At 63.2% G+C, this 21,512-nt stretch carries 24 protein-coding genes and 1 pseudogene; 11 read left to right on the top strand and 14 right to left on the bottom strand.

The window, feature by feature from the left end:
* From C5J24_RS32515 to tsaD, 5 genes and pseudogenes are all read right to left on the bottom strand, one after another.
* A pseudogene (locus C5J24_RS32515) lies at positions 1-172 on the bottom strand (methyltransferase); the annotation flags it as partial.
* A gap of 7 nt (positions 173-179) precedes the next feature.
* Positions 180-620, bottom strand: a complete 441-nt coding sequence (locus C5J24_RS30535; protein ID WP_105423416.1) for an EVE domain-containing protein — start codon at positions 618-620, stop codon at positions 180-182.
* Positions 621-628: 8 nt separating this feature from the next.
* A complete protein-coding gene (locus tag C5J24_RS30530; RefSeq protein ID WP_105404574.1) occupies positions 629-919 on the bottom strand; it encodes a YciI-like protein in 291 nt (96 codons plus the stop codon).
* Between the two features lie 36 nt (positions 920-955).
* Positions 956-1,957: an NAD(P)H-dependent glycerol-3-phosphate dehydrogenase gene (locus tag C5J24_RS30525; protein ID WP_105423414.1), complete on the bottom strand. Its 1,002-nt coding sequence runs from the start codon at positions 1,955-1,957 to the stop codon at positions 956-958.
* Entirely contained in the window at positions 1,954-3,051 is a 1,098-nt protein-coding gene (gene tsaD, locus C5J24_RS30520; protein ID WP_105423412.1) for a tRNA (adenosine(37)-N6)-threonylcarbamoyltransferase complex transferase subunit TsaD, read from the bottom strand. The genes C5J24_RS30525 and tsaD overlap by 4 nt, the downstream gene beginning before the upstream one ends.
* Positions 3,052-3,122: 71 nt before the next feature.
* On the opposite strand from tsaD, the gene hemC reads away from it, so the two are divergent.
* The 6 genes from hemC (at position 3,123) to C5J24_RS30490 (ending at position 9,053) form a co-directional block, all read left to right on the top strand.
* On the top strand, positions 3,123-4,052 hold the full coding sequence (gene hemC / locus C5J24_RS30515; protein ID WP_105423426.1) for a hydroxymethylbilane synthase: 930 nt from the start codon (positions 3,123-3,125) through the stop codon (positions 4,050-4,052).
* Between the two features lie 4 nt (positions 4,053-4,056).
* The gene (locus tag C5J24_RS30510; RefSeq protein ID WP_105423410.1) at positions 4,057-4,767 is read left to right on the top strand and encodes a uroporphyrinogen-III synthase; all 711 of its coding nucleotides are present in this window, start codon (positions 4,057-4,059) and stop codon (positions 4,765-4,767) included.
* A gap of 90 nt (positions 4,768-4,857) precedes the next feature.
* Positions 4,858-6,114, top strand: a complete 1,257-nt coding sequence (locus tag C5J24_RS30505) for a mitofilin family membrane protein (protein ID WP_105423408.1) — start codon at positions 4,858-4,860, stop codon at positions 6,112-6,114.
* A 15-nt stretch (positions 6,115-6,129) separates the two neighbouring features.
* Positions 6,130-7,755 carry a heme biosynthesis protein HemY gene (locus C5J24_RS30500; RefSeq protein WP_105423406.1) on the top strand — a complete coding sequence of 542 codons (1,626 nt, stop codon included), beginning with the start codon at positions 6,130-6,132 and terminating at the stop codon, positions 7,753-7,755.
* A 22-nt stretch (positions 7,756-7,777) separates the two neighbouring features.
* Positions 7,778-8,257 carry a TerB family tellurite resistance protein gene (locus C5J24_RS30495; protein WP_105423404.1) on the top strand — a complete coding sequence of 160 codons (480 nt, stop codon included), beginning with the start codon at positions 7,778-7,780 and terminating at the stop codon, positions 8,255-8,257.
* A 13-nt stretch (positions 8,258-8,270) separates the two neighbouring features.
* Positions 8,271-9,053 carry a glutamine amidotransferase gene (locus C5J24_RS30490; protein WP_371674858.1) on the top strand — a complete coding sequence of 261 codons (783 nt, stop codon included), beginning with the start codon at positions 8,271-8,273 and terminating at the stop codon, positions 9,051-9,053.
* Here the strand turns inward: C5J24_RS30490 and C5J24_RS30485 are convergent.
* Positions 9,041-10,300: an MFS transporter gene (locus tag C5J24_RS30485; RefSeq protein ID WP_105423402.1), complete on the bottom strand. Its 1,260-nt coding sequence runs from the start codon at positions 10,298-10,300 to the stop codon at positions 9,041-9,043. The two genes, C5J24_RS30490 and C5J24_RS30485, sit on opposite strands and share 13 nt — an antisense overlap.
* A 141-nt stretch (positions 10,301-10,441) precedes the next feature.
* Here C5J24_RS30485 and C5J24_RS30480 point away from each other — a divergent pair, with 141 nt between their 5' ends.
* Both C5J24_RS30480 and C5J24_RS30475 read left to right on the top strand, forming a co-directional pair.
* Positions 10,442-10,732, top strand: coding sequence for a YggT family protein (locus C5J24_RS30480; protein WP_245446871.1), 291 nt, complete (start codon positions 10,442-10,444; stop codon positions 10,730-10,732).
* On the top strand, positions 10,729-11,043 hold the full coding sequence (locus tag C5J24_RS30475) for a DUF167 domain-containing protein (protein WP_105423398.1): 315 nt from the start codon (positions 10,729-10,731) through the stop codon (positions 11,041-11,043). Before C5J24_RS30480 ends, C5J24_RS30475 begins: the two co-directional genes overlap by 4 nt.
* 4 nt (positions 11,044-11,047) lie before the next feature.
* Here C5J24_RS30475 and ppa read toward each other — a convergent pair whose 3' ends face one another.
* The 5 genes from ppa to C5J24_RS30450 all read right to left on the bottom strand — a co-directional run bounded on the left by ppa (position 11,048) and on the right by C5J24_RS30450 (position 16,707).
* Positions 11,048-11,581, bottom strand: coding sequence for an inorganic diphosphatase (gene ppa, locus C5J24_RS30470; protein WP_037081533.1), 534 nt, complete (start codon positions 11,579-11,581; stop codon positions 11,048-11,050).
* A gap of 147 nt (positions 11,582-11,728) precedes the next feature.
* Positions 11,729-12,235, bottom strand: coding sequence for a GNAT family N-acetyltransferase (locus tag C5J24_RS30465; RefSeq protein ID WP_037081530.1), 507 nt, complete (start codon positions 12,233-12,235; stop codon positions 11,729-11,731).
* A 203-nt stretch (positions 12,236-12,438) separates the two neighbouring features.
* Positions 12,439-14,262: a translational GTPase TypA gene (typA, locus tag C5J24_RS30460; RefSeq protein WP_105404622.1), complete on the bottom strand. Its 1,824-nt coding sequence runs from the start codon at positions 14,260-14,262 to the stop codon at positions 12,439-12,441.
* A gap of 62 nt (positions 14,263-14,324) precedes the next feature.
* Positions 14,325-14,570, bottom strand: a complete 246-nt coding sequence (locus C5J24_RS30455) for a hypothetical protein (RefSeq protein WP_245441292.1) — start codon at positions 14,568-14,570, stop codon at positions 14,325-14,327.
* 46 nt (positions 14,571-14,616) lie between these two features.
* A complete protein-coding gene (locus tag C5J24_RS30450) occupies positions 14,617-16,707 on the bottom strand; it encodes a M3 family metallopeptidase (protein ID WP_105404621.1) in 2,091 nt (696 codons plus the stop codon).
* Between the two features lie 189 nt (positions 16,708-16,896).
* Here C5J24_RS30450 and C5J24_RS30445 point away from each other — a divergent pair, with 189 nt between their 5' ends.
* Positions 16,897-17,319: a hypothetical protein gene (locus C5J24_RS30445; RefSeq protein WP_105404564.1), complete on the top strand. Its 423-nt coding sequence runs from the start codon at positions 16,897-16,899 to the stop codon at positions 17,317-17,319.
* 27 nt (positions 17,320-17,346) lie between these two features.
* Here the strand turns inward: C5J24_RS30445 and C5J24_RS30440 are convergent, their stop codons facing one another.
* On the bottom strand, positions 17,347-17,988 hold the full coding sequence (locus C5J24_RS30440; RefSeq protein ID WP_105404563.1) for a LysE family translocator: 642 nt from the start codon (positions 17,986-17,988) through the stop codon (positions 17,347-17,349).
* Between the two features lie 113 nt (positions 17,989-18,101).
* On the opposite strand from C5J24_RS30440, the gene C5J24_RS30435 reads away from it, so the two are divergent.
* Entirely contained in the window at positions 18,102-18,605 is a 504-nt protein-coding gene (locus C5J24_RS30435; protein ID WP_371674857.1) for a MarR family winged helix-turn-helix transcriptional regulator, read from the top strand.
* Position 18,606: 1 nt separating this feature from the next.
* Complete coding sequence (locus C5J24_RS30430) at positions 18,607-19,803, top strand: multidrug effflux MFS transporter (protein ID WP_245446869.1); 1,197 nt, start codon at positions 18,607-18,609, stop codon at positions 19,801-19,803.
* A gap of 54 nt (positions 19,804-19,857) precedes the next feature.
* On the opposite strand, the gene C5J24_RS30425 is transcribed toward C5J24_RS30430, so the two are convergent.
* Together C5J24_RS30425 and C5J24_RS30420 are read right to left on the bottom strand one after the other, a co-directional pair.
* A complete protein-coding gene (locus C5J24_RS30425; protein ID WP_046637426.1) occupies positions 19,858-21,081 on the bottom strand; it encodes an argininosuccinate synthase in 1,224 nt (407 codons plus the stop codon).
* Between the two features lie 121 nt (positions 21,082-21,202).
* The gene (locus C5J24_RS30420) at positions 21,203-21,457 is read right to left on the bottom strand and encodes a type II toxin-antitoxin system ParD family antitoxin (RefSeq protein WP_105423394.1); all 255 of its coding nucleotides are present in this window, start codon (positions 21,455-21,457) and stop codon (positions 21,203-21,205) included.
* Positions 21,458-21,512 lie beyond the last annotated feature (55 nt).

The raw sequence follows: 21,512 nt of genomic DNA, 5'->3' as shown, positions 1-21,512 counted from the left end.
CCCAGGCAAAAGCCCAGAACGGCGGCGGCAAGCCGATTTCCTCCAGGTCTTCTTCCGTCTTCAGCCAGAGGTCATGCGCCTCGCTCGCCAAGCGCAGCCGGATTTCCGGCACATGCGGCGGGCTCATGAGAACCGTGTTTTGGAGGATGAAGGTCCGGGGATCGGTCTTCAAGGTCGCTTCAGGCCGGCGATTTGGGCGGATTGTCGAGGCCGCCGAGCTTGCAGATCTCGAAATATTCGTCGTCGGTCACCGGCTGCACCGAAAGCCGCATCGAGGTCACCAGCGACATCTTCTCGAACTTCGGGTTCGCCTTGATATCCTTCAGCGTCACCGGCGTCGGTATGTCGGTCACCGCGCGGATGTCGACGCAATCCCACTTCGGGTCGCCCTTGGCGCTCGAATCGGGATGCGACAGCGCGCAAACCTCGACGATGCCGACGATCTCCAGTCCGTCATTCGAGTGGTAGAAAAAACCCTTGTCGCCGATCTTCATGGCCCGCATGTTGTTGCGCGCCAGGTAGTTTCGCACGCCGGTCCATTCGGTGCCCTTTTCGCCCGCCGCCTTCTGCTGTTCCCAGGACCAGGCCGACGGTTCGGATTTGTAAAGCCAATATGCCATCTGTCGCCTCACTCCGGCTTGTTGAAGACCCAGTTCCAAGCCTTCACTTCGACCTTCTCGAACAGGCCGGCCAGGTAATAGGGATCGGCTTCGGCGATCAGGCGGGCGGCGGCCATGTCGGCGGCTTCGACGACCACGAGGCTGCCGTTCGGCTTGCCGTCCTCATCGAGGAACGGGCCTGCGAACTTCAGCACACCCTCTGCATTGAGCTTGTTCAGATGCTCCAGATGGGTGGGGCGGGTTTCCATCCGGACGTTCAGATGGCCGGGCTTGTCGGTGCACAGAAACGCAAACAGCATCAGTCTCTCCTTGCATGATCCTTTTGGGGGAATGTCTTATTCGGTGGTGATCGGCCGGGTCATCAGCTGTTCCATGGCCGTCATGATATCGAGCTTGCCGTCGATGATATCGGCCACCGCGTTGGTGACCGGCAGTTCGACCGAAAATTTCTTGCCCAGACGCGCCGCGACGGATGCCGCGAACGCCCCTTCGACCAGCGGTCCGCCGGCCTGAGTGCCCTCGCCCCAGCTACCGCCACTTTGCCCGAGCGCGATGCCGAAACGCAGGTTGCGCGATTGATGGCTGGTGCCGGTCAGCACCAGGTCGCCGAGGCCCGACAAGCCCCGCACCGTATCCGCCTTGCCGCCCATCGCCTCGACCAGCCGCGACATTTCCGCAAGCCCGCGCGAGATCAGTGCTGCACGCGCCGATTCGCCGAGCCCGGCGCCTTCGATGATGCCGCAGGCAATCGCCAGTACGTTCTTCAGCGCGCCGCCGAGCTGCACCCCGATCCGGTCGGTGGAAGCATAGAGGCGGAAGGTACGGCTGGAGAGCGCGTTGGCGAGCCGTTCCGCCAATGCCTCATCCCCCGCCGCAATCGCCATCGCCGTCGGCAGGCCGCGGGCGATATCGGCCGCAAAACCCGGCCCCGAAAGCACCGCGACCGGATGATGCGGCAATTCCGCCTCCAGCAGCTCGGTCAGCAACCGGCCGGAAGACCTGTCGATGCCCTTGGCGCAGGTGACGACAATCGCGCCCTCCGCCAGATAAGGACCGTAGTGCCGTGCCGCATCCGCCTGCGCCTGCGAGGGCATGGCAAAAAGCACGAGGCTCGCCTCGCCGATCGCATCCGGCTCGGCGGAAAACTCCAGCGCATCCGGCAGGGGAACGCCGGGAAGTGCGGCATCATGCACCCGGTCGTCGCGCAGATCGCTCATCAGCGAAGGGTCACGGCCGATCAGGGTCACCGGATGCCGGCCTTCCAGCGAAATCACGGCGGCAAGCGCGGTCCCGAAGGCACCGGCACCGATGACGACGATTTTTTCCGCACCGCTCATGCCTTGGCTCCTCGCTTGCCGGACCCGAGCAGGGTCTTGGCGTCCTTGTCGAGCGGCCAGCGCGAGCGCGGGGCCACGTCGAAACCGTCGGTTGGCAGGTCCTCCGCCATCCGCTCGAGCCCCGCCCAGGCGATCATCGCCGCATTGTCGGTGCAGAGCCTCAGCGGCGGCGCGATGAAGCGGAAGCCGTTCTCGATGCAGAGCGCCTGCAGCGTCCGGCGGATTTCCTGGTTGGCGGCAACCCCGCCGGCGACGACCAGCGCCCGGTCGACATCAAGATGCGCGAATTCCTGTTTGAACCGCGCCAGCCCGCGGCCGATGCGGTCGCGCAGCGTGCGGGAAATCGCCTTCTGGAACGAGGCGCAGATATCGGCGACATCCTGCTCGCTCAAGGGGGCGATCTCGGTCGCCGCCTGGCGCACCGCCGTCTTGAGGCCCGAGAAGGAAAAGTCGAGCCGCGCTTCGCCGACCAGCGGCCGCGGCAGCGAGAACCGGTCCGGATTGCCTTTCAGCGCCGCCTTCTCGACAGCCGGCCCGCCGGGATAGGGCAGGCCGAGCAGCTTTGCCGTCTTGTCGAACGCCTCGCCAAGCGCATCGTCGATCGTCGTGCCCCAGCGCTCGTATTCCCCGACGCCGCGCACCAGTACCAGTTGGGTATGACCGCCGGACACGAGCAGCATCAGGTAGGGAAAGGAAAGCCCGTCGGTCAGCCGCGCCGTCAGCGCATGACCTTCGAGGTGATTGATCGCCATCAGCGGCTTGCCGGCCGCCCGCGCGATCGCCTTGGCGGTCATCAGTCCGACGATCAGCCCGCCGATCAGGCCCGGTCCGGAGGTTGCGGCGACCGCATCGATCTCGTAGAGCGACACATTGGCGCGGGTGAGCGCCTCCTCGATCAGCCCGTCCAGCGCCTCGACATGCGCGCGCGCGGCGATCTCCGGCACGACGCCGCCATAGGCGCTGTGTTCGTCGAGCTGCGACAGCACGATGTCGGAGAGGATTTCGCCGCGGCCGTCCTCATGGCGCGCGACGACGGAAGCTGCCGTCTCGTCGCAGCTAGTTTCAATGCCGAGGATGCGAAGAAAGGTCGCCATACGCCTATCGATAATTGCGATGCCGGATAAACCGGTCTACGAAAGCCTCCGGTAACAATGGAATGACGCGGATGCAAACAAAACCTTTCCGGATCGGCACGCGCGGCAGCCCGCTGGCGCTCGCACAGGCTTCCGAAACGCGCGCACGACTGATGACGACGCATGGCCTGCCGGAGGACATGTTCGAGATCGTCGTGTTGTCGACGACAGGCGACCGGATCACCGACCGGTCGCTTTCGGAGCTCGGCGGCAAGGGCCTGTTCACCCAGGAGCTGGAGGAAGGACTGATCTCCGGCGATCTCGATTTCGCCGTGCATTCGTCGAAAGACATGCCGACCAAACTGCCCGACGGCCTGCGTCTCGCCGCCTACCTGCCCCGCGAGGATTTTCGCGATGCGTTTATCGGCCGCACCGCCCATACGCTTGCCGCCCTTCCCGATGGCGCCACCGTCGGCTCCTCGTCGCTGCGCCGCCAGGCGCTGATCCGCCGCATCCGGCCGGATATCGAGGTCATCACCTTCCGCGGCTTGGTCGAAACTCGGCTGCGCAAGCTGAACGAAGGCCAGGTGGATGCGACCCTGCTCGCCTACGCCGGCCTCAAGCGCCTCGCCAAGCAGGATGTGGTCACCGAACTGCTCGACCCGCAGGACTTTCCCCCTGCACCGGCGCAGGGCGCGATCTGCGTCGAAAGCCGTGTCAGTGACGCCCGCATCGAAGCGCTTCTCGACCCGATCAACGACCGCCCGACCTATGACGCGGTCTCCTGCGAACGCGCCTTCCTGGCAGCGCTCGACGGCTCCTGCCGCACACCGATCGGCGGTTACGCCATCTGCGAGGGCGACCATCTGAAATTCTCAGGCCTCATCCTGACACCGGATGGCCGCAAGGAACATTCGATCGAGACCGAAGGCAAACGCGCCAACGCGGAAAAACTCGGTCGCCAGGCCGGCGAAGCCGTCCGTGCGGCGGCCGGCGCCGATTTTTTCGAAGGCTGGTCGTAAAGCGATGCGGGTCGTCGTTACCCGCCCCGAAAGCTCGGCCCGGCGCACCGCCGAGCGTCTGCAGGACCTCGGCCATCAGCCGGTCCTGCTGCCGCTGACCAGGGCGATCCATCATCCGAAAATTGCCGAAGCCGTGCTCGCCAGCCCCCATTCCGCGCTGGCCGTCACCAGCGCCGAAGCCTTGCGCGTGCTGTCCGCGCTGGGCGAGCGTCTCATCCCATTTCTCGGCCAAACCCTCTACGCCGTCGGCGAAACAACGGCAAAGGCTGCCGAAGATGTCGGCTTCCGAAATATTCGCCGCGGGCTTGGCACAGGCGCCGAACTCGCAAAGATCATCGCCAGCGATGCACCTACGTTCGATGCTCCGCTGCTCTACCTTGCCGGCAGGCCGCGTTCGTCAAAATTTGAAGATGGCCTGCGCGCGGCGGCGGTGCCGTTCGTCGCCGCCGAAATCTACGAAATGGAACCCATAGCCTACGATGAAGCTCTTATCCGCGGCACTCTCCTCGATCAGCCGGCGGATGCCGTGCTTCTCTACTCGCGGGAAAATGCCCGGCTTTTCTGCGATTTCGCTGCGCCGCACCTTCAGGAACTCCCGTCCCTGCAGTTCCTGTGCCTCAGCGACAATGTCGCCGAAATCATTCCGCGGGAATTCCATAGAAATATCAAGATCGCCAGCCACCCTGACGAGGATGGGGTATTGGCACTCCTTTAGTCGAGGTGTTGCGCCAAAATCCCGCCCGCCCCTTTCTTTCCTAAGACCCACCCACTAGTTTCCTGTGAGCGCATGCAAAAAGAGGTCGAGATGGTACCGGAACAACCACCCCGCCGATCCAAGACGGACAAGGAGCCGGTCACGATCGACTTGACCGCCGAGCAGTCTGATGTCGTCGCCGAACCAGTCCGCAGCAACGACACCGACGACGCGGTGAGCGCCACGGAACCCGCCGAAGACATTTCCGCAATAGGCGAAGAGCCGGCCAAACCCGGGCCCGAGCCCACGGAAGAACCGGCATCCAGCCCATCGGCCGCAGACGAGCCGCGTTATGACGATCCTTGGTCTGCCGCCGCCCAGAGCGAACCGCAGCCCGCGACCGTGGCGCCCGAACCGGAGTCGACACCCGCTCCGCACCATCGCCCGAGCCCTGCCACGTCGACGCTGATCGCGGCCGGCATTTTCGGCGGCATCGTCGCGCTGCTGCTGGCCGGAAGCATGCAATATGCCGGTTACCTGCCCGGCGCCACGCCCGCCCCGGCGGCCTCCAACACGGCCGGCCTCTCCTCCGAGATCGCCGCACTGCGCCAGGAAATCGCAGCGCTCAAAAACCGGCCTGCCGCAGCAGCGGCCCCCGATGCCGCGCTCGCCAGCCGGGTTGCTGCGCTTGAAACAGCGCCTCGCACGTCGGGCGGTGCCAGCGAACAGGCGCTTGGCGCCCTGAAGGCCGATCTCGACCGGCTTCGCGCCACCGTCCAGTCGGCGACGACCGCCGATTCCGGTCTCGCCCAGCGCCTGGACCAGGCCGAGGCCAAGCTGAACGACCGCGGCCCGGAACAGCAGGTCGCCCGCGCTGTCGCAGCCGCCGCCCTCAAGGCCGGCATCGATCGCGGCGGCCCGTTCGAAACCGAACTGCAGACCTTCGTGACCGTCGCCGGCGACGATCCCGCCGTCGCCGACCTGCAGAAATTCGCGTCCGCCGGCGTGCCCGCGCGCGCCGAGCTGCAGCGCGATTTCCCCCGCATTGCCGATGCCATGCTGGAGGCGACCGTCCAGTCGGACCCGAACGAGGGCATTGCCAGCCGGCTGCTTTCCTCCGCCATGTCGGTGGTCAAGGTCCGCCGGGTCGGCGACGTCCAGGGCGAAACACCGGATGCGGTCGTCGCCCGCATGGAAAATGCGCTGCGCAACGGCGATCTCCAGGCCTCCGCCCGCGATTGGGATGCGCTACCGGAACCGGCAAAGGCGGTTTCTCGCGATTTCAAGCAGAAGCTCGATGCCCGCATTCAGGTGGAAAATCTCGTGGGCGGAACGCTGACGCGCGCCGTCGCCGGCACCCAAGGCTGAGGACGGAAGAACCGGATGGTCAGACTTTTCACTTTTCTCGTTGTGGTGCTGGCTCTCGCCTGGGGTTTCTCCTTGCTTGCGGATCGCCCCGGCCTGATTTCCATCACCTGGCAGGACCACCTGATCGAAACGACCCTGATGGTGGCCGCGACCGCCATGGTCGCGCTGGTCGGCGCCGCAATGCTCCTCTGGTGGATCGTCGGCGTGATCTGGACCTCGCCCTATTCCGTCCGCCGTTATTTTCGCGCCCGCAAGCGCGACCGCGGTTACCAGGCGCTGTCGACCGGCCTGATCGCCGCCGGCGCCGGCAATGCGCTTCTCGCCCGCAAGATGAGCCTTCGCACCCGCGGCCTGATCAGCGCCGATCAGGAACCCCTGATCCACCTCCTTGAAGCCCAGGCAGCCCTGATCGAAGGCAAGCACGACGAAGCGCGCAAGAAGTTCGAGCAGATGGCCGAGGATCCGGAGACCCGCGAACTGGGCCTGCGCGGCCTCTACATGGAAGCCCGCCGGCTCGGTGCCAACGAGGCCGCCCGCCAATATGCGGAAAAGGCCGTCGAGCATGCGCCCTACCTGCCCTGGGCCGCCCAGGCGACGCTCGAATCCCGCAGCCAGGCCGGCCGCTGGGACGATGCGATCCGCCTGCTCGACCAGCAACGCATGGCCAATATCCTCGAAAAGCCGCAGGCCGAACGCTGGAAGGCCGTGCTTCTGACGGCCAAGGCCAATGACCGGCTGGAGGGTGATCCGAAGGGCGCCCGCGACGACGCCATGGCGGCCTTGAAGCTCGCCAAGGATCTGGTGCCCGCCGCCGTCATCGCCGCCAAGGCCTGGCTGCGCGAGGACAACGTCCGCAAGGCCGCGTCCACCCTCGAAGGTGTCTGGAAGCTTGGACCGCATCCGGAAATCGCCGGCGCCTATATCCGCGCCCGCAGCGGCGACAGCACGGTCGACCGGCTGAAACGCGCCGAAAAGCTCGAGGCGATGCGCCCCAACAATGTCGAATCGCTGCTGGCCGTCGCCCAGGCTGCACTCGATGCCCAGCAGTTCAAGAAGGCGCGTGCCAAGGCGGAAGCCGCCGCCCGCATGCAGCCGCGGGAGGCCGTCTACCTGTTGCTCGCCGATATCGAGGAAGCCGAAACCGGCGACCAGGGCCGCGTTCGCCACTGGATGGCGCAGGCGTTGCGCGCACCGCGGGACCCCGCCTGGGTCGCCGATGGTTTCGTCTCGGAAAAGTGGCTGCCGCTCTCCCCGGTGACCGGCCGGCTCGATGCCTTCGAGTGGAAGGCGCCGTTCGACCAGCTCGAAGGCCCGGTCGAGGAAGGTTCGCTCGCGGCCGATACCGCGATCGCCAGCCTGCCGCCTGTCACGGTCAGCGAGGCGAAGGCCGGCACGGCGACAGAAGAGACCCCGAAGCCCATTCTCGTCGAGGTCAAGCCGGCCCCGCAGGAGGCAAAGCCCCCTCAGAAGGAGTTAGCTGTTGCAGCAAAAACACCAGCCCCGGCGAATGTGACGCCGAAGGACGGAAAATCCCCTGAAAATGAGGAGGAGCCCGTTCCCTTTTTCGGCCGCCCGCCGGATGATCCGGGTGTGAAAGATCCCGATGCCGCGCAGCCCGCAACGAGGCTCCGGCTGTTCTAGAATGGCGAGGGCCTGGAGATAGATGTTAGATCGCATTCAGGCCTTCCTCCAAACTCTGACAGGGTCCCACCATACGCAGGAATTCGCCTCCGATGACCCCCGGGTGGCGTTTGTCGCGCTCTGTTTCCAGGTGATGGAGGCGGATGGCAACGTCTCGCCCCGGGAACAGCAGAAGTTTCGCGACCTGCTGCGCGAACGTTACGACTTGAGCGAGGATCGCCTGAAGGCGTTGATCGAGATCGGCCATCAGGCCGGCAGCGAGGCGGTTGACTATTACCGCTTCACTTCCGATCTTAGAAAACATCTCGTCGACGAGGAGGACCGCGTCGAGCTTCTCGGCATCCTCTGGGATATCGTTTATGCCGACGGCCAGCGCAGCGAGATCGAAGATCACGTGATCTGGAGGATCGCCGATCTTCTGGGCGTCTCGGCGCGCGACAGGGTTCTGGAGCGCCAGCAGGCCGCCGCCCGTGCAACCGGAGGAGATGAGGGAGGAGACTGAGGACGTTGTTGAAATGCTGATGTTTCCCTCCCGTCATACCCGAAAACTTCCCGTGCTGATCGTGCTGCACCAGGAGCGCTCGTCGCCCGGGCGCGTCGGCCAGATGCTTTCCGACAAGGGTTTCCCTCTCGATATCCGCCGCCCCGTGCTCGGCGATCCCCTGCCGCACACCATGGCCGATCATTCGGGCGCGGTGATCTTCGGCGGGCCGATGAGCGCCAACGACCCGGATCCCTTCGTCAAAACGGAGATCGACTGGATCGGCGTTCCGCTCAGGGAGAACAAGCCCTATCTCGGCATCTGCCTCGGCGCGCAGATGATGGTGCGCCATCTCGGCGGCACGGTCGCCGCGGAGAAAAACGGCCTCACCGAAATCGGTTGGTATCCGCTACGCGCCACCGAACACGGCCGGCTGCTGATGAAATGGCCGAAAATGGTCTATCACTTCCACCGCGAAGGCTTCGACATCCCGCGCGGCGTGCAGCTGCTTGCCGAAGGCGACGCCTATCCCAACCAGGCGATCCGCTACGGCGACAACGCCTGGGGGCTGCAGTTCCACGCGGAACTGACACGGGCCATGATGCAGCGCTGGGTCGTGCATGGCGCCGAGCGTTTCACCATGCCGAATGCACAGGCCGGTCGCGACCATCTGGAGGGCCGGATGATCTTCGATGCGCCGCTCAAGGAATGGCTCTGGAATTTCCTCGATCTCGTCTTCGACCCGCAGGCCCACGGCGCGCAGGCCCACGGCGAACAGATCGGACACGGCCGACAGCCGGCGCTTCAGGCCGGCTGAACCGATCTCTCTTCCCGGTCCGGCGCATCAAGACTGTCGATCCTGCGCAGCTTCGGGAAGCCCATGGCCCAGATGATCGCGACGCCCAGCGTGCCGACGCCACCGATCACCACGGCCGGTACGGCGCCGAAGATCGAGGCCATCGTACCCGCACGGAACTCCCCGAGCTCGTTGGACGCACCGACGAACACCATGTTGACCGCGTTGACCCGGCCGCGCACCTCGTCCGGCGTCCAGAGCGCGATCAACGTCTCGCGCACATAGACCGAGATCATGTCGGACGCTCCCATCAGCATCAGCGCCGAGATCGACAGCCAGGGCGTCACTGAGAGACCGAAGATCAGCGTGCCGATGCCGAACAGCCCGACGCCGATGAACATCGCCAGACCGGCATGGTGGCGGATCGGATAGAAGGCGAGGTAGATCGCGACGACGATCGCCCCGACGCCCGGTGCTGCCCGCAGCATGCCGAGGCCCCATGGACCCAGTTCAAGAATGTCACGCGCAAAGATCGGCATCAGCGCCACCGCGCCGCCGAGCAGGACCGCGAAGAGGTCGAGCGAGATCGCTCCGAGCACGATCTTTTCCCGCGAGATGAAGTGGAAACCGGCCAGGATCTGGCCCCAGCTCACCTTTTCGGCAGCGTTGCGCTGCGGAGGCTTCGGGATCATGAACACGAGGGCGGCGGCGAGGACGAGGAAGACCAGTGCGACCGAATAGGCGGAAACCGCGCTGATGCCGTAGAGCAGGCCGCCGGCAACCGGGCCGAGGATCGCCGCCGTCTGCCATGACGAGGAATTCCAGGCGACTGCGTTCGGCAGGTCCTGTTCCGGCACCAGGTTCGGACCGAGCGACTGGACCGCCGGCCCCATGAAGGCCCGTTCGATCCCGAACACGATCAGGATGCCGAAAACCGGCCAGGGCGAAAACGAATGGGTGACGGTGAGAGCCAGAAGGGCGCCGGCGCAGAGCGCCCCGACCACCATGCAGATCGCCATGATCACGCGTCGGTTATAGCGGTCGGCGACCGAACCGGTGACGAGGATCAGGAGCAGCGATGGCAGGAACTGGAAAAGGCCGATCAGGCCGAGATAGAGCGGATTGCTCGTCTCGTCGTACATCTGCCAGCCGACCGCGACGCTGATGATCTGGATCGCGAAAGCCGAGAAAAGTCGGGAAAAGAAGAAGCGAGTATAAGATGAGTGCCGGAAGGCGGCGAAACGATCGCCCGAGGCGGAAATGGACATGAGGCAACACTTTCAGCGGAGCCGGAAGCCGGCAGCGTGCCCGCCGCCCGTTAAACATGAATCGGATGAGGCGCGGGCGCGGCACTTGCCCGTTAGTTCGCCAATGTCTACATGTCTGTCAACAAAGAAATGGAGACGTTAATGCTCGCCCTGTTTCAGACCATCGATTTGGCCTTGAACCTCTATACCTGGGTGCTGATTGCCAGCGCCATCTTCTCGTGGCTCTTTGCCTTCAACGTCATCAATTCGCGAAACCAGTTCGTCGATGCGGTCGGTCGTTTCCTCTTCGCCGTCACCGAACCGGCGCTGCGTCCCATCCGCCGCATCATGCCGGACCTCGGCGGCATCGACATCTCGCCGGTCATCCTGCTCCTGATCATCTTCTTCATTCGCTCGCTGATGTGGACGTCGATCTATCCGCTGGTTGCGTGAGCGGCGCCTACAGCAAGCATTCCGACCATCTGCGGCTCGCAATCCGGCTTACGCCGAATTCGGGCCGCAATGCCGTCGAGGGCATGGAGATCGCCGCCGATGGCGAGGTGTTCCTGAAGGCACGCGTCACCGCCGTGCCGGAGGACGGCAAGGCCAACAAGGCGCTGATCCTGCTCTTGGCCGATACGTTCCGCCTTCCCAAATCCTCCATTTCGATCCTGTCGGGCGAAACCGCGCGCAAAAAAATCCTCCGGATCGATGGCGACCCGGAGGATCTGGAAGAGAAATTCAAGAAGGTCCTGAAGGCCTGACGGCTTACTTCTGGGCCTTGTAGCGCTCGATGGCTTCGATGATCAGCGTCTTTGCCACGTCGACATTCTGCCAGCCGCCGATCTTCACCCATTTGCCGGGCTCCAGATCCTTGTAGTGCTCGAAGAAGTGCTCGATCTGCTTCAGCGTGATCTCGGGCATGTCGGTGTAGTTCTTGATCTTGTCGTAGCGCTGGGTCAGCTTCGGAACCGGCACGGCGATGATCTTCTCGTCCTTGCCGCCGTCGTCTTCCATGATCATCACGCCGATCGGGCGCACGTTGATGACGCAGCCCGGAACCAGCGGACGGGTGTTGCAGATGAGGACGTCGATCGGGTCGCCGTCTTCCGAAAGCGTGTGCGGTACGAAGCCGTAATTGCCCGGATAGGTCATCGGCGTGTAGAGGAAGCGGTCGACGACGAGAGCGCCGGCTTCCTTGTCCATTTCGTACTTGATCGGCTGGCCGCCGACCGGCACTTCAACGATGACGTTGACGTCTTCAGGCGGATTCTTGCCAACGGAAATTGCATCGATACGCATTCTAGTCCCCGATGAGGTTCAACAAAGTTAAGCGTCGATAGCGGGAATCATGCTGCAAGGCAACAAGGCTTTGACGCCAATGTTGAACCGCACTGCGCGCCGCAACACTAGAAAGCGTTCAAATTCAGGGGGTTGAAGGCTGACCGTTCAAGACCAGACGAAACCGATCTTGCGAAGCTGAGTGCCGCCAAAATCCTCCATGCCTTCGGCAAGGTCCACGCCGCCGTGCCGGCGGAAGAAACGCGCCGCATGCTCGCTGTCCTCCAGGCACCAGACGACGAGACCTTCGCAGCCGAGCGACTTCAGGAGCCGGCGGCTTTCGCCAAACAGGCGGCGGCCAAGGCCGATGCCCTGAAATTCCGGACGCAGGTAGATTTCGTAAACCTCGCCGTCATAAGGCAGGGCACGGGCCCGGTTGAGGCCGATCGTGGCGTAACCGGCGACCTGGTCGGCGACATCGAGCACCAGCAGGGTCGCGGGACCGCGGGTCGCCTTGCGCCACCATGCCTCGCCCCGGCGCTCCAGCATCTGGGTCAGTGGCTTGTGGGGAATGAGGCCTGCATAGGCCTGGGTCCATGCCTGGCGGTGCGCCTCGGAAATGGCGCGAGCGTCTTGCGGTTCGGCCCGCCGGACATCGATCGATAACGTTTTCATAACGTTTACTCTAGGCCCTGATGCTGGCAATCCGCCATTCCACCAATGTGTGTAGAGCGGATTGCCCACAGACTTCTCATGTGGACGACGCGGCAACGTTAACGTGTTTTTAACCTTTGCGACAAGGGCGGCCGGGTCTCAGGCACAGAAAAAAACCCGGCATTTCTGCCGGGTTTTGAAAGGCTCAGAGCATGCTGTCGAAATCAGGCGATTTTCGCCTTGCCGAAGCGCTTGCGGTCGTTGGCGTCGAGATAGGTCTTGCGCAGCCGGATGTTCTTCGGCGTCACTTCCATCAACTCGTCGTCCTGGATCCAGGACAGCGCACGGTCGAGCGTCATGCGGATCGGCGGGGTCAGCCTGACGGCTTCGTCCTTGCCGGCAGAACGGATGTTGGTCAGCTGCTTGCCCTTGAGGACATTGACCTCAAGGTCGTTGTCTCTGCTGTGAATGCCGATGATCATGCCCATATAGACCTTTTCGCCCGGCTCGATGATCATCGGGCCACGGTCTTCCAGGTTGAACATCGCATAGGCAACGGCTTCGCCGGACTGGTTGGACAGAAGCACGCCGTTGGTGCGGCCACCGATCTCGCCCTTGTAGGGCTGATAGTCGTGGAACAGGCGGTTCATGATCGCCGTGCCCCGAGTATCGGTCAGCAGTTCCGACTGATAGCCGATCAGGCCGCGGGTCGGCGCGAAGAATACCAGGCGAACGCGGCTGCCGCCGGACGGACGCAGCTCGGCCATTTCGGCCTTGCGCTCGGACATCTTCTGCACGACGACGCCGGAATGCTCCTCATCGACGTCGATGACGACTTCCTCGATCGGCTCCATCAGCGTGCCGTCCTCGGACTTGTGCATGACGACGCGCGGACGCGACACGGCAAGCTCAAAACCTTCGCGGCGCATGGTTTCGATCAGGACGGCGAGCTGCAATTCGCCACGACCGGAAACGTAGAACGAATCCTTGCCCTCGGCTTCCTCGATCTTCAGCGCGACATTGCCTTCGGCTTCCTTGAACAGGCGGTCGCGGATGACGCGGCTCGTCACCTTGTCGCCTTCGGTGCCGGCAAGCGGGCTGTCGTTGACGAGGAAGGACATGGTAACGGTCGGCGGGTCGATCGGCTGTGCATGCAGCGCCTCGGTGACCGAGGGATCGCAGAACGTGTCGGCGACGGTGCCCTTTGAGAGGCCGGCAATGGCGACGATATCGCCCGCATGCGCTTCGTCGATCGGCGTACGCTCGATGCCGCGGAAGGCGAGGATCTTGGAGATACGGCCGGTTTCGACCGTCTTGCCGTCCTGGGACAGCACCTTGACGGGCTGGTTCGGCTTGATCGAGCCGGAATGGATACGGCCGGTGATGATGCGGCCGAGGAAGGGGTTGGCTTCGAGCAGCGTGCCGATCATGCGGAACGCGCCGTCTTCTTCACCGACGCTCGGCTCGGGAACGTGCTTCAGCACCAGGTCGAGAAGCGGGGCGAGCCCCTCATCCTTCGGGCCTTCCGGATTGACGTTCATCCAGCCATCGCGACCGGAACCGTAGAGGATCGGGAAATCGAGCTGTTCGTCGGTGGCGTCGAGATTGGCGAAGAGGTCGAAGACTTCGTTGATGACTTCCTCGTGGCGGCCGTCCGGACGGTCGATCTTGTTGATCGCGACGATCGGGCGAAGGCCGACCTTCAGCGCCTTGCCGACCACGAACTTGGTCTGCGGCATCGGGCCTTCCGAGGAGTCGACGAGAACGATCGCGCCGTCCACCATTGAGAGAATGCGCTCGACTTCGCCGCCGAAGTCGGCGTGGCCGGGGGTGTCGACGATGTTGACGCGAACGCCCTTCCACTCGATCGAGGTCGCCTTGGCAAGAATGGTGATGCCACGTTCTTTTTCGAGATCGTTGCTGTCCATCATGCGCTCGGTGGTGCGCTGGTTGTCACGGAACGAGCCGGACTGCTTCAGGAGTTCGTCGACAAGAGTGGTCTTCCCATGGTCGACGTGTGCGATGATCGCGATATTTCGCATTTTCATGTTTTGAATCTCTGAGCTCTTGGCGCGGCAACGGGAGGCGGCACCCAATTCGTTTTGCGGCCTCATACCCTGTTTTTCGCATTTGCGAAAGGGGTGAGCGCGATGATGGTTGATAGCTGTTTCGCCACCAGCCCGCTGCGCCTCAAGACGGTGGCCAAGAGGAGCGGCAGGAGGGTGGTCGCCACGATTGCAATGAAGGCCATGGCGACACCGAGCCAGATCGACCCCCGCGCGACTGCCGCCAGATCGATGTTGCGATCTGGCGCTACGGTATTACGGCCGCCGCATGACAGGCCGATGATCGGCAAATCTTCGGCCCTATTCTATCCCGGAAGACTCGGAATCGCAACGCGCTCAGGCGTCGCTGCCGGAAAGCTCCTCGACCATCGCGAGGCCCTTTTTCTTCAGCATCGCCTTCGGGTCCGGCAACTTTCCGCGGAACGCCTTGTAGGTCTCTTCCGGATCTATCGAGCCCCCGACGGAGTAGATGTTGTTCTTGAGCTTGCGCGCCATGACCGGATCGAAGGCGTTGCCGGTTTCCTCGAAGGCGGAGAAGGCGTCCGCATCGAGCACTTCCGACCACATGTAGGAATAGTAGCCCGCCGAATAACCGTCACCCGAAAACACGTGCTGGAAATGCGGCGTCGCGTGGCGCATGACGATCGAGGCCGGCATGCCGATCTCGTCGAGCACTTCCTTCTGCACCGCCATCGGATCTTCGACCGCTCCGCGGGTATGAAACGCCATGTCCACCAGCGCCGAGGAGGTGAATTCCACCGTCGCGAAACCGGCGTTGAAGGTGCGGGCCGCCAGCACCTTGTCGAGCAGCGCCTTCGGCATCGGCTTGCCGGTTTCGTAATGCACGGCATATTTTTCCAGGATTTCCGGCACGGTCAGCCAATGCTCGTAAAGCTGCGACGGCAGTTCGACGAAATCGCGCGACACGCCGGTGCCGGAGACCGACGGATAGGTGACATCCGACAGCATGCCGTGCAGCGCGTGGCCGAATTCGTGGAACAGGGTGCGGGCGTCGTCGATCGACAGCAAGGCCGGCTTGCCTTCGGCGGGCTTGGCAAAATTGCAGACGTTGTAAATGATCGGCAGCTCGCCTGTCGCGCCGTTCTTCAGCGGCAGCTTATGCTGCGACTGGAGGGAATTCATCCAGGCGCCGGAGCGCTTCGAGGACCGGGCGAAATAATCGCCGAGGAACAGCGCCTTCAGAAAACCGTCCCGGTCGCGGACCTCGAACACCCGCACATCCGGATGGTAGGCCGAAACACCCTTCACCTCGACCGCCTTGATGCCGAACAGGCGATCGGCGACATCGAAGCAGGCCTCGATGATCTTTTCGAGCTGCAGATAGGGCTTCAGTTCGGTTTCGGAGAAATCGAAGGTCCGCTGCCGCAGCTTCTCGGCATAATAACGCCAGTCCCACGGCATGACCTCGTGGTTCTTGCCCTCCTCGGCGATCAGGCCGCCAAGGCTCGCCTCTTCCTCCAGCGCCTTGGAGCGCGCCTTGTCCCAGACCTGGCGGAGCAGCGTATTCACCGCATCGGACGTCTTCGCCATTGTGTTGTCGAGCTTGTAGGCCGCGAAATTTTCGTATCCGAGCAGTTTTGCCTTTTCCGCCCGCAGCGCCAGCGTTTCGCGCACAATCCCGAGATTGTCGGTCTCGCCGCCGTTTTGTCCGCGCGCCGCCCAGGCCCTGAAAGCCTGTTCGCGCAGGTCCCGGCGGGTCGAGAAGGTGAGGAACGGTTCGATGATCGAGCGCGACAGCGTCACCATATAGCCGTCCGCCTCGCCGCGTTCGCGGGCCGCGGATGCCATGGCATCGCGCAGGAACGCCGGCAGGCCGTCGAGCTCGGCCTCGTCGGACAATTTCAGCGACCAGCTTTTCTCGTCGCCCAGAACGTTCTGGCCGAACTTGGCGCCGAGCCCGGCAAGTTTCTCGTTGATATCGGCAAGCCGCTCCTGCTCGGCCTTGGCAAGCTTGGCGCCGGCCTTGACGAAACCCTTCCAGTGACGTTCCAGCACCCGCTCTTCCTCGAGCGTCAGGCCCAGTTCCTTGCGATTGTCCCAGAGCGTATCGATGCGGGCAAACAGCGCCGCATTCATGCCGATCTTCGAATAATGGCGGGACATTTTTGGCGCGATCTCGCGCTCGAGTGCCTGGATATTCTCGTTGGTATGGGCACCGGCCTTGCCCCAGAACAGCGCCGAAACGCGCGACAGGGCATCGCCTGCGGTCTCCAGGGCAACGACCGTGTTGGTAAAGGTCGGCTCTTCCGGATTGTTGGCGATCGCATCGATCTCCGCTTCGTGGGCGGCAAGCGCTGCGTCGAAGCCGGGAGCGAAGTCCTCGTCCTTCACCTGATCGAAGCGCGGCAGGCCGTGATGACCGTTCCAGTCCACCAGAGCGGGGTTCACCAGAAGATTAGAAGACATGAATATATATCCTTCATAACGATGCTTCGCCATTCATATAGGAGAAGGCGGCGGGAATGGGTATGCGCCCGTCCATTTTCGTTTTTCAGCAAGAAATCATACACAACAATTAACGGTTATTAACCATTTGACGCAGTGCAGTAATCAAAGGTACTTTTGGCCCAGTATCCGATGAAACAGGATATAGCCATGGAAATCAGTTCCTTGCGCTGGTCTACCAACTTACTGCAAAGAGACCATTCTCGAAACAACAAGGTCGAGAAATCTTCCGAGCATGGAAGTCGGCAGAGCCAGATCACCTTTCAGGTGCCCGACGCGGATGAATCGCCGATTGATTTTTCGGCGATCACCCCGCGCGATCTGCGCGCGCTCGCGCTTGAAAACTATCAGGCCGGCAAGATCGACCAGGACACATACATAACGCTGTCCGAAGAACTTCCAACACACGCCGTCGATGCTCAAGGACAGTTGATGGACCTGTCGCAGGTCACCGACGAAACCGGCTTCAACTTCCACGACTATTACCGCAACCAGCTTGAAATCGCCATGTCGCTCGGCGATACGTCCCGCGCCAACGTCCTTCGCGCAGTCATGGCCTTCATCGAAGTCTGATCGGCAAAGCTTAGCCGCATCCCACCTTCAGGCCCGCCGATAGCCGAACAGGCCCGGTGCCGAGTGCCAGAGCGCCTGCACCGCAAAGCCGATGAACAGCAGTCCGGAAAGCCGGACGATCACCCTCTCGTGTTTCCGATAGAAACGCCGCACCACGCCGGCGCCGATAATCCCGATCAGCACCAGATCGGCGGTCAGGAACCCGATCAGCGACACGGCGAGAAGAAGCGGCAGCGCGCTGAAATCCAGTGCATCGGCAGAACTTGCGAGCAGCGCGGTGAACGTCGCCAGCGCCACCGGATATCCCTTGGGGTTCGTCAGGCCGAAGATCAGCCCGCGCCGCAGCGGTTTTTCGACCGTCACCAGAGCGCCGCCGTCCTCCTTCGGTTTCGCCCGCAATGCGCTCCAGCCGATCCAGCCGAGATAGAGCCCGCAGAAAACCCCGAGTATGTCGAAGAGGGTGGTGCCGACCGTCTTGGCGCCGATGATCGCCACCAGCGCCAGTCCGGACCACAGGATGTCCCCCGCCAGATGGCCGCCCATGAAGAAGGCCCCGGCCTGCCTTCCCTGCCCGGCACCGATGCCGAGCAGCGCCAGGAATGCCGGCCCGGGAATGAGCGTATAGGCAAGCGCCGCGAAAAAGGCGCCGGCAAGCAGCGATGATGACATCATGGTCTCCGTCGGAAGGCTGCGACAATCTCGCCTCCGGTTTTACCGGTGTCAATGCAACCAGAGCCCCCTTTTCCGTTTGCCTCGCACCCGAAAGATAGTAAGCGTGCCTTATGAAATTCGACGACGCGGCGAAGGGTGCCGAAAAGCATATGGACATTCTGGGGTTCCTGATCGTCGACAGTGCCCGACTGCTGCGCGCCGCCTTCGAGCGCCGCATCGCCCAGGCAGGCCTGGGGTTGACACCCGGCGAAGCCCGCGCCCTGATCAACATCGCGGCTCTCGACGGTAGCCGCCAGCTCGACATCGCCGCCCGCATGGGCGTCGAGCCGATGACGCTCTGCGCCTATCTCGACAAGCTGGAGGCGCTCGGACTGGTCGAAAGGCAGCAATGCTCCGCCGACCGGCGCGCCAAGCGGATCAATCTCACCGAGACTTCCGGCGAGATGATCGGTTCGATCCGCAACGAATTGAACGCCATTCTTGGCCAGGCGACCGAAGGCCTCAGCGAGGAAAACAACCGGATCCTGCGCGAGGCGCTGGCCCTGTTCAACGCCAACCTGCAGGCCGCCGTCCCCTCCGCCGCACCGCAGACTGCACCCGATGAAAGCCGATAACATGCCGCCTATCCCCGCTCGGATGAGCGAGCGCCGAACCACGATCATCGGCGCCCTCCTGACGGCGATCGGGCCGATTTCCATGGCGATCTACACGCCGGCGATGCCGGAACTGGTGCGCGCCTTTGACACCACGGAAGCGGCGATCAAGATGTCGCTGTCCCTCTATTTCGCGGGCTTTGCGCTGGCGCAGCTGGTCGCCGGCCCCGTCTCCGATGCCTTCGGCCGCAAGTCTGCCTCGCTGAGCTTCCTCCTCATCTATCTTGCCGGTTCTCTGCTTGCGGCCTTTGCTCCGACGGTCGAATGGGTGCTCGCCGGCCGCCTGATCCAGGGTATCGGCGCTTCGGTCGGCATCACCGTGTCGCGCGCCATCGTGCGGGACCAGTTCAACGGCGGCGACGCGGCGCGGATCATCAACACGATGGGCATCATCCTGGCGATCGGACCGTCCCTAGGCCCGACGATCGGCGGCCTTGCACTCGCCGCCTTCGGCTGGCGATCGGTATTCCTGCTGATGGTCGGCTTCGGCGCCCTGCTCGTTTTTCTCTCCACCGTCTGTCTCAAGGAGACGACCGTGCCGGATCGCAGCCGGCTGAAGCCGCTGCGGCTCGTCCAGGCCTATGCGGAAATCATCGCCTTGCCGCGCTTCCTGTTCACCGCGGTCGTTCTCGCTGGCGCCGTGGGCTCCATGTATGCCCAGGCAGCGGTGCTGCCGTTCATCCTGATCGAGAAGGTCGGGCTGACGCCGACCCAGTTCGGCCTGAGCATGCTGATGCAATCCGGCTTCTTCCTGATGGGTTCGGTCTGCCTGAGGGTCATATCGAGGTGGTTGCCCGCCGAACGCGCTCCCCTGATCGGGCTGATCCTCAGCGGCAGCGGCGGCCTCCTCATGGCCCTTTCGGTCCACTACCTGCCGCCGTCCTTTCTGTCGGTCATGGTGCCGGTTGCCATGTGCGCCTTCGGGATCGCCTTCGTGTCGCCCTACATGACCGCCGCGGGTCTCATCCCCTTCCCGCATATTGCCGGGTCGGCATCGGCAATGATGGGCTTCATCCAGATGGGCGCCGGCTTCGTGGGCGGCGTCGCCGCCGCCTCGATCGGCTCGCCGCTGCCGGCCTTCGGCATCGTCATTCCCGCCATGCACCTGATCGCCGTGCTCGGTTACATCGGTTTCCGGATCGCCAGCCGCAGGGCATGAAAAAACCCGCCTCCCTTTCGGGCAAGCGGGCTTCGGTGATCGGATTGTTTGGAATTACTTGCCGAGATTGCGCTTGGCGAGCGTGCGCAGGCGCAGCGCATTGAGCTTGATGAAGCCGGCGGCGTCCTTCTGGTCGTAGGCGCCCTGGTCGTCCTCGAAGGTGACCAGCTTGTCGGAATAGAGCGATTTTTCGCTCTCGCGGCCGATCACCATGACATTGCCCTTGTAGAGCTTCAGCGTCACTTCGCCTTCGACATGCTCCTGGCTCTTGTCGATCAGCGCCTGCAGCATTTCGCGCTCCGGCGAGAACCAGAAGCCGTAATAGATGAGCTCCGCGTAACGCGGCATGATGTCATCCTTGAGATGGGCTGCACCACGGTCGAGCGTGATACTCTCGATCGCCCGGTGGGCGGCGAGCAGGATCGTGCCGCCGGGGGTCTCGTAGACGCCGCGCGACTTCATGCCGACATAACGGTTCTCGACAAGGTCGAGACGGCCGATGCCGTTGTCGCGGCCGTAATTGTTGAGCGCGGCAAGCAGGGTCGCCGGCGACATGGCGACACCGTTGATGGAAACCGCATCACCCTTCTTAAAGCCGACCTTGATGACGGTCGCCTTGTCCGGAGCAGCTTCCGGCGAGATCGTGCGCATATGCACGTATTCGGGAGCCTCGACGGCCGGGTCTTCGAGAACCTTGCCTTCGGACGACGAGTGCAGCAGGTTGGCATCGACCGAGAACGGCGCCTCGCCCATCTTGTCCTTGGCGACCGGGATCTGATTTTCCTCGGCGAACTTCAAAAGATCGGTGCGGCTCTTGAAGGCCCAGTCGCGCCAGGGCGCGATGACCTTGATATCCGGGTTGAGAGCATAGGCCGAAAGCTCGAAACGGACCTGGTCGTTGCCCTTGCCGGTGGCGCCATGGGCGATCGCATCGGCACCGGTCTTTTTGGCGATCTCGATCAGGTGCTTGGAGATCAGCGGGCGGGCGATCGAGGTGCCGAGCAGGTAGACGCCTTCATAGACGGCATTGGCGCGGAACATCGGGAAGACGAAATCGCGCACGAATTCCTCGCGCACGTCCTCGATATAGATCTCCTTGATGCCGAGCATCTCGGCCTTCTTGCGGGCCGGCTCCAGCTCTTCGCCCTGGCCGAGATCGGCGGTGAAGGTCACCACCTCGGCGTTAAGCTCGGTCTGCAGCCATTTCAGGATGATCGAGGTGTCGAGGCCGCCGGAATAGGCGAGAACGACCTTCTTTACGTCTTTCGGGAGTGCCATGTCGATTTACGTCCGTCTGCGGGTGGAAGCGGTTGTTGAAACTGCCAGGTCGGGATTTGCGGCACTTTTAGCGAGTTTCCTGAGGCACGCAAGAAAAACCGGGGATGGATTTCGGAAGCGATTATCGGTCGCGGCCAATCTCCGCATGCCTCCCCCGCAGGAACTCCTCGAAATCGAACGGTTGCGGCTCACCGGAAGCCTCGCCCTCCGCGATGGCGGTGCGGATCGCTTCGAGGGATTCGTCTTCCCTCTGCTTCAGCAGGCGAAGCGCCTCTTCCACCACATCGCGTACTGAACCGTAGCGCCCGGCATCCACTTTTCTCTGAACGAAGGCGGCCAATTCCTCATCCATCGTAATCGAGATGATCGTGCCCATCGGCTTCCCGCTCTCTTGTGACGCCCTTGTCATGTTGACAGGTTTTGACGAGGGT

This window comes from Neorhizobium sp. T25_27, assembly GCF_002968565.1.
In the GTDB taxonomy this organism is placed as follows: Bacteria; Pseudomonadota; Alphaproteobacteria; order Rhizobiales; family Rhizobiaceae; genus Neorhizobium; species Neorhizobium tomejilense.
Note: the sequence above shows the minus strand (reverse complement) of the source record. Positions and strands in the feature narration are given on the sequence as shown.

Excerpts from the sequence above, each read along its gene's own strand:
- C5J24_RS30420 (WP_105423394.1), bottom strand. The coding sequence starts at position 21,457 with ATGGGCACGATCATCTCGATTACGATGGATGAGGAATTGGCCGCCTTC.
- C5J24_RS30510 (WP_105423410.1), top strand. The coding sequence starts at position 4,057 with ATGCGGGTCGTCGTTACCCGCCCCGAAAGCTCGGCCCGGCGCACCGCC.
- C5J24_RS30435 (WP_371674857.1), top strand. The coding sequence starts at position 18,102 with ATGAAATTCGACGACGCGGCGAAGGGTGCCGAAAAGCATATGGACATT.
- C5J24_RS30425 (WP_046637426.1), bottom strand. The coding sequence starts at position 21,081 with ATGGCACTCCCGAAAGACGTAAAGAAGGTCGTTCTCGCCTATTCCGGC.
- C5J24_RS30440 (WP_105404563.1), bottom strand. The coding sequence starts at position 17,988 with ATGTCATCATCGCTGCTTGCCGGCGCCTTTTTCGCGGCGCTTGCCTAT.
- C5J24_RS30535 (WP_105423416.1), bottom strand. The coding sequence starts at position 620 with ATGGCATATTGGCTTTACAAATCCGAACCGTCGGCCTGGTCCTGGGAA.
- C5J24_RS30530 (WP_105404574.1), bottom strand. The coding sequence starts at position 919 with ATGCTGTTTGCGTTTCTGTGCACCGACAAGCCCGGCCATCTGAACGTC.
- C5J24_RS30450 (WP_105404621.1), bottom strand. The coding sequence starts at position 16,707 with ATGTCTTCTAATCTTCTGGTGAACCCCGCTCTGGTGGACTGGAACGGT.
- C5J24_RS30500 (WP_105423406.1), top strand. The coding sequence starts at position 6,130 with ATGGTCAGACTTTTCACTTTTCTCGTTGTGGTGCTGGCTCTCGCCTGG.
- tsaD (WP_105423412.1), bottom strand. The coding sequence starts at position 3,051 with ATGGCGACCTTTCTTCGCATCCTCGGCATTGAAACTAGCTGCGACGAG.
- ppa (WP_037081533.1), bottom strand. The coding sequence starts at position 11,581 with ATGCGTATCGATGCAATTTCCGTTGGCAAGAATCCGCCTGAAGACGTC.
- C5J24_RS30525 (WP_105423414.1), bottom strand. The coding sequence starts at position 1,957 with ATGAGCGGTGCGGAAAAAATCGTCGTCATCGGTGCCGGTGCCTTCGGG.
- C5J24_RS30485 (WP_105423402.1), bottom strand. The coding sequence starts at position 10,300 with ATGTCCATTTCCGCCTCGGGCGATCGTTTCGCCGCCTTCCGGCACTCA.
- typA (WP_105404622.1), bottom strand. The coding sequence starts at position 14,262 with ATGAAAATGCGAAATATCGCGATCATCGCACACGTCGACCATGGGAAG.
- C5J24_RS30445 (WP_105404564.1), top strand. The coding sequence starts at position 16,897 with ATGGAAATCAGTTCCTTGCGCTGGTCTACCAACTTACTGCAAAGAGAC.
- C5J24_RS30465 (WP_037081530.1), bottom strand. The coding sequence starts at position 12,235 with ATGAAAACGTTATCGATCGATGTCCGGCGGGCCGAACCGCAAGACGCT.
- hemC (WP_105423426.1), top strand. The coding sequence starts at position 3,123 with ATGCAAACAAAACCTTTCCGGATCGGCACGCGCGGCAGCCCGCTGGCG.
- C5J24_RS30430 (WP_245446869.1), top strand. The coding sequence starts at position 18,607 with ATGCCGCCTATCCCCGCTCGGATGAGCGAGCGCCGAACCACGATCATC.
- C5J24_RS30490 (WP_371674858.1), top strand. The coding sequence starts at position 8,271 with ATGCTGATGTTTCCCTCCCGTCATACCCGAAAACTTCCCGTGCTGATC.
- C5J24_RS30505 (WP_105423408.1), top strand. The coding sequence starts at position 4,858 with ATGGTACCGGAACAACCACCCCGCCGATCCAAGACGGACAAGGAGCCG.
- C5J24_RS30495 (WP_105423404.1), top strand. The coding sequence starts at position 7,778 with ATGTTAGATCGCATTCAGGCCTTCCTCCAAACTCTGACAGGGTCCCAC.
- C5J24_RS30480 (WP_245446871.1), top strand. The coding sequence starts at position 10,442 with ATGCTCGCCCTGTTTCAGACCATCGATTTGGCCTTGAACCTCTATACC.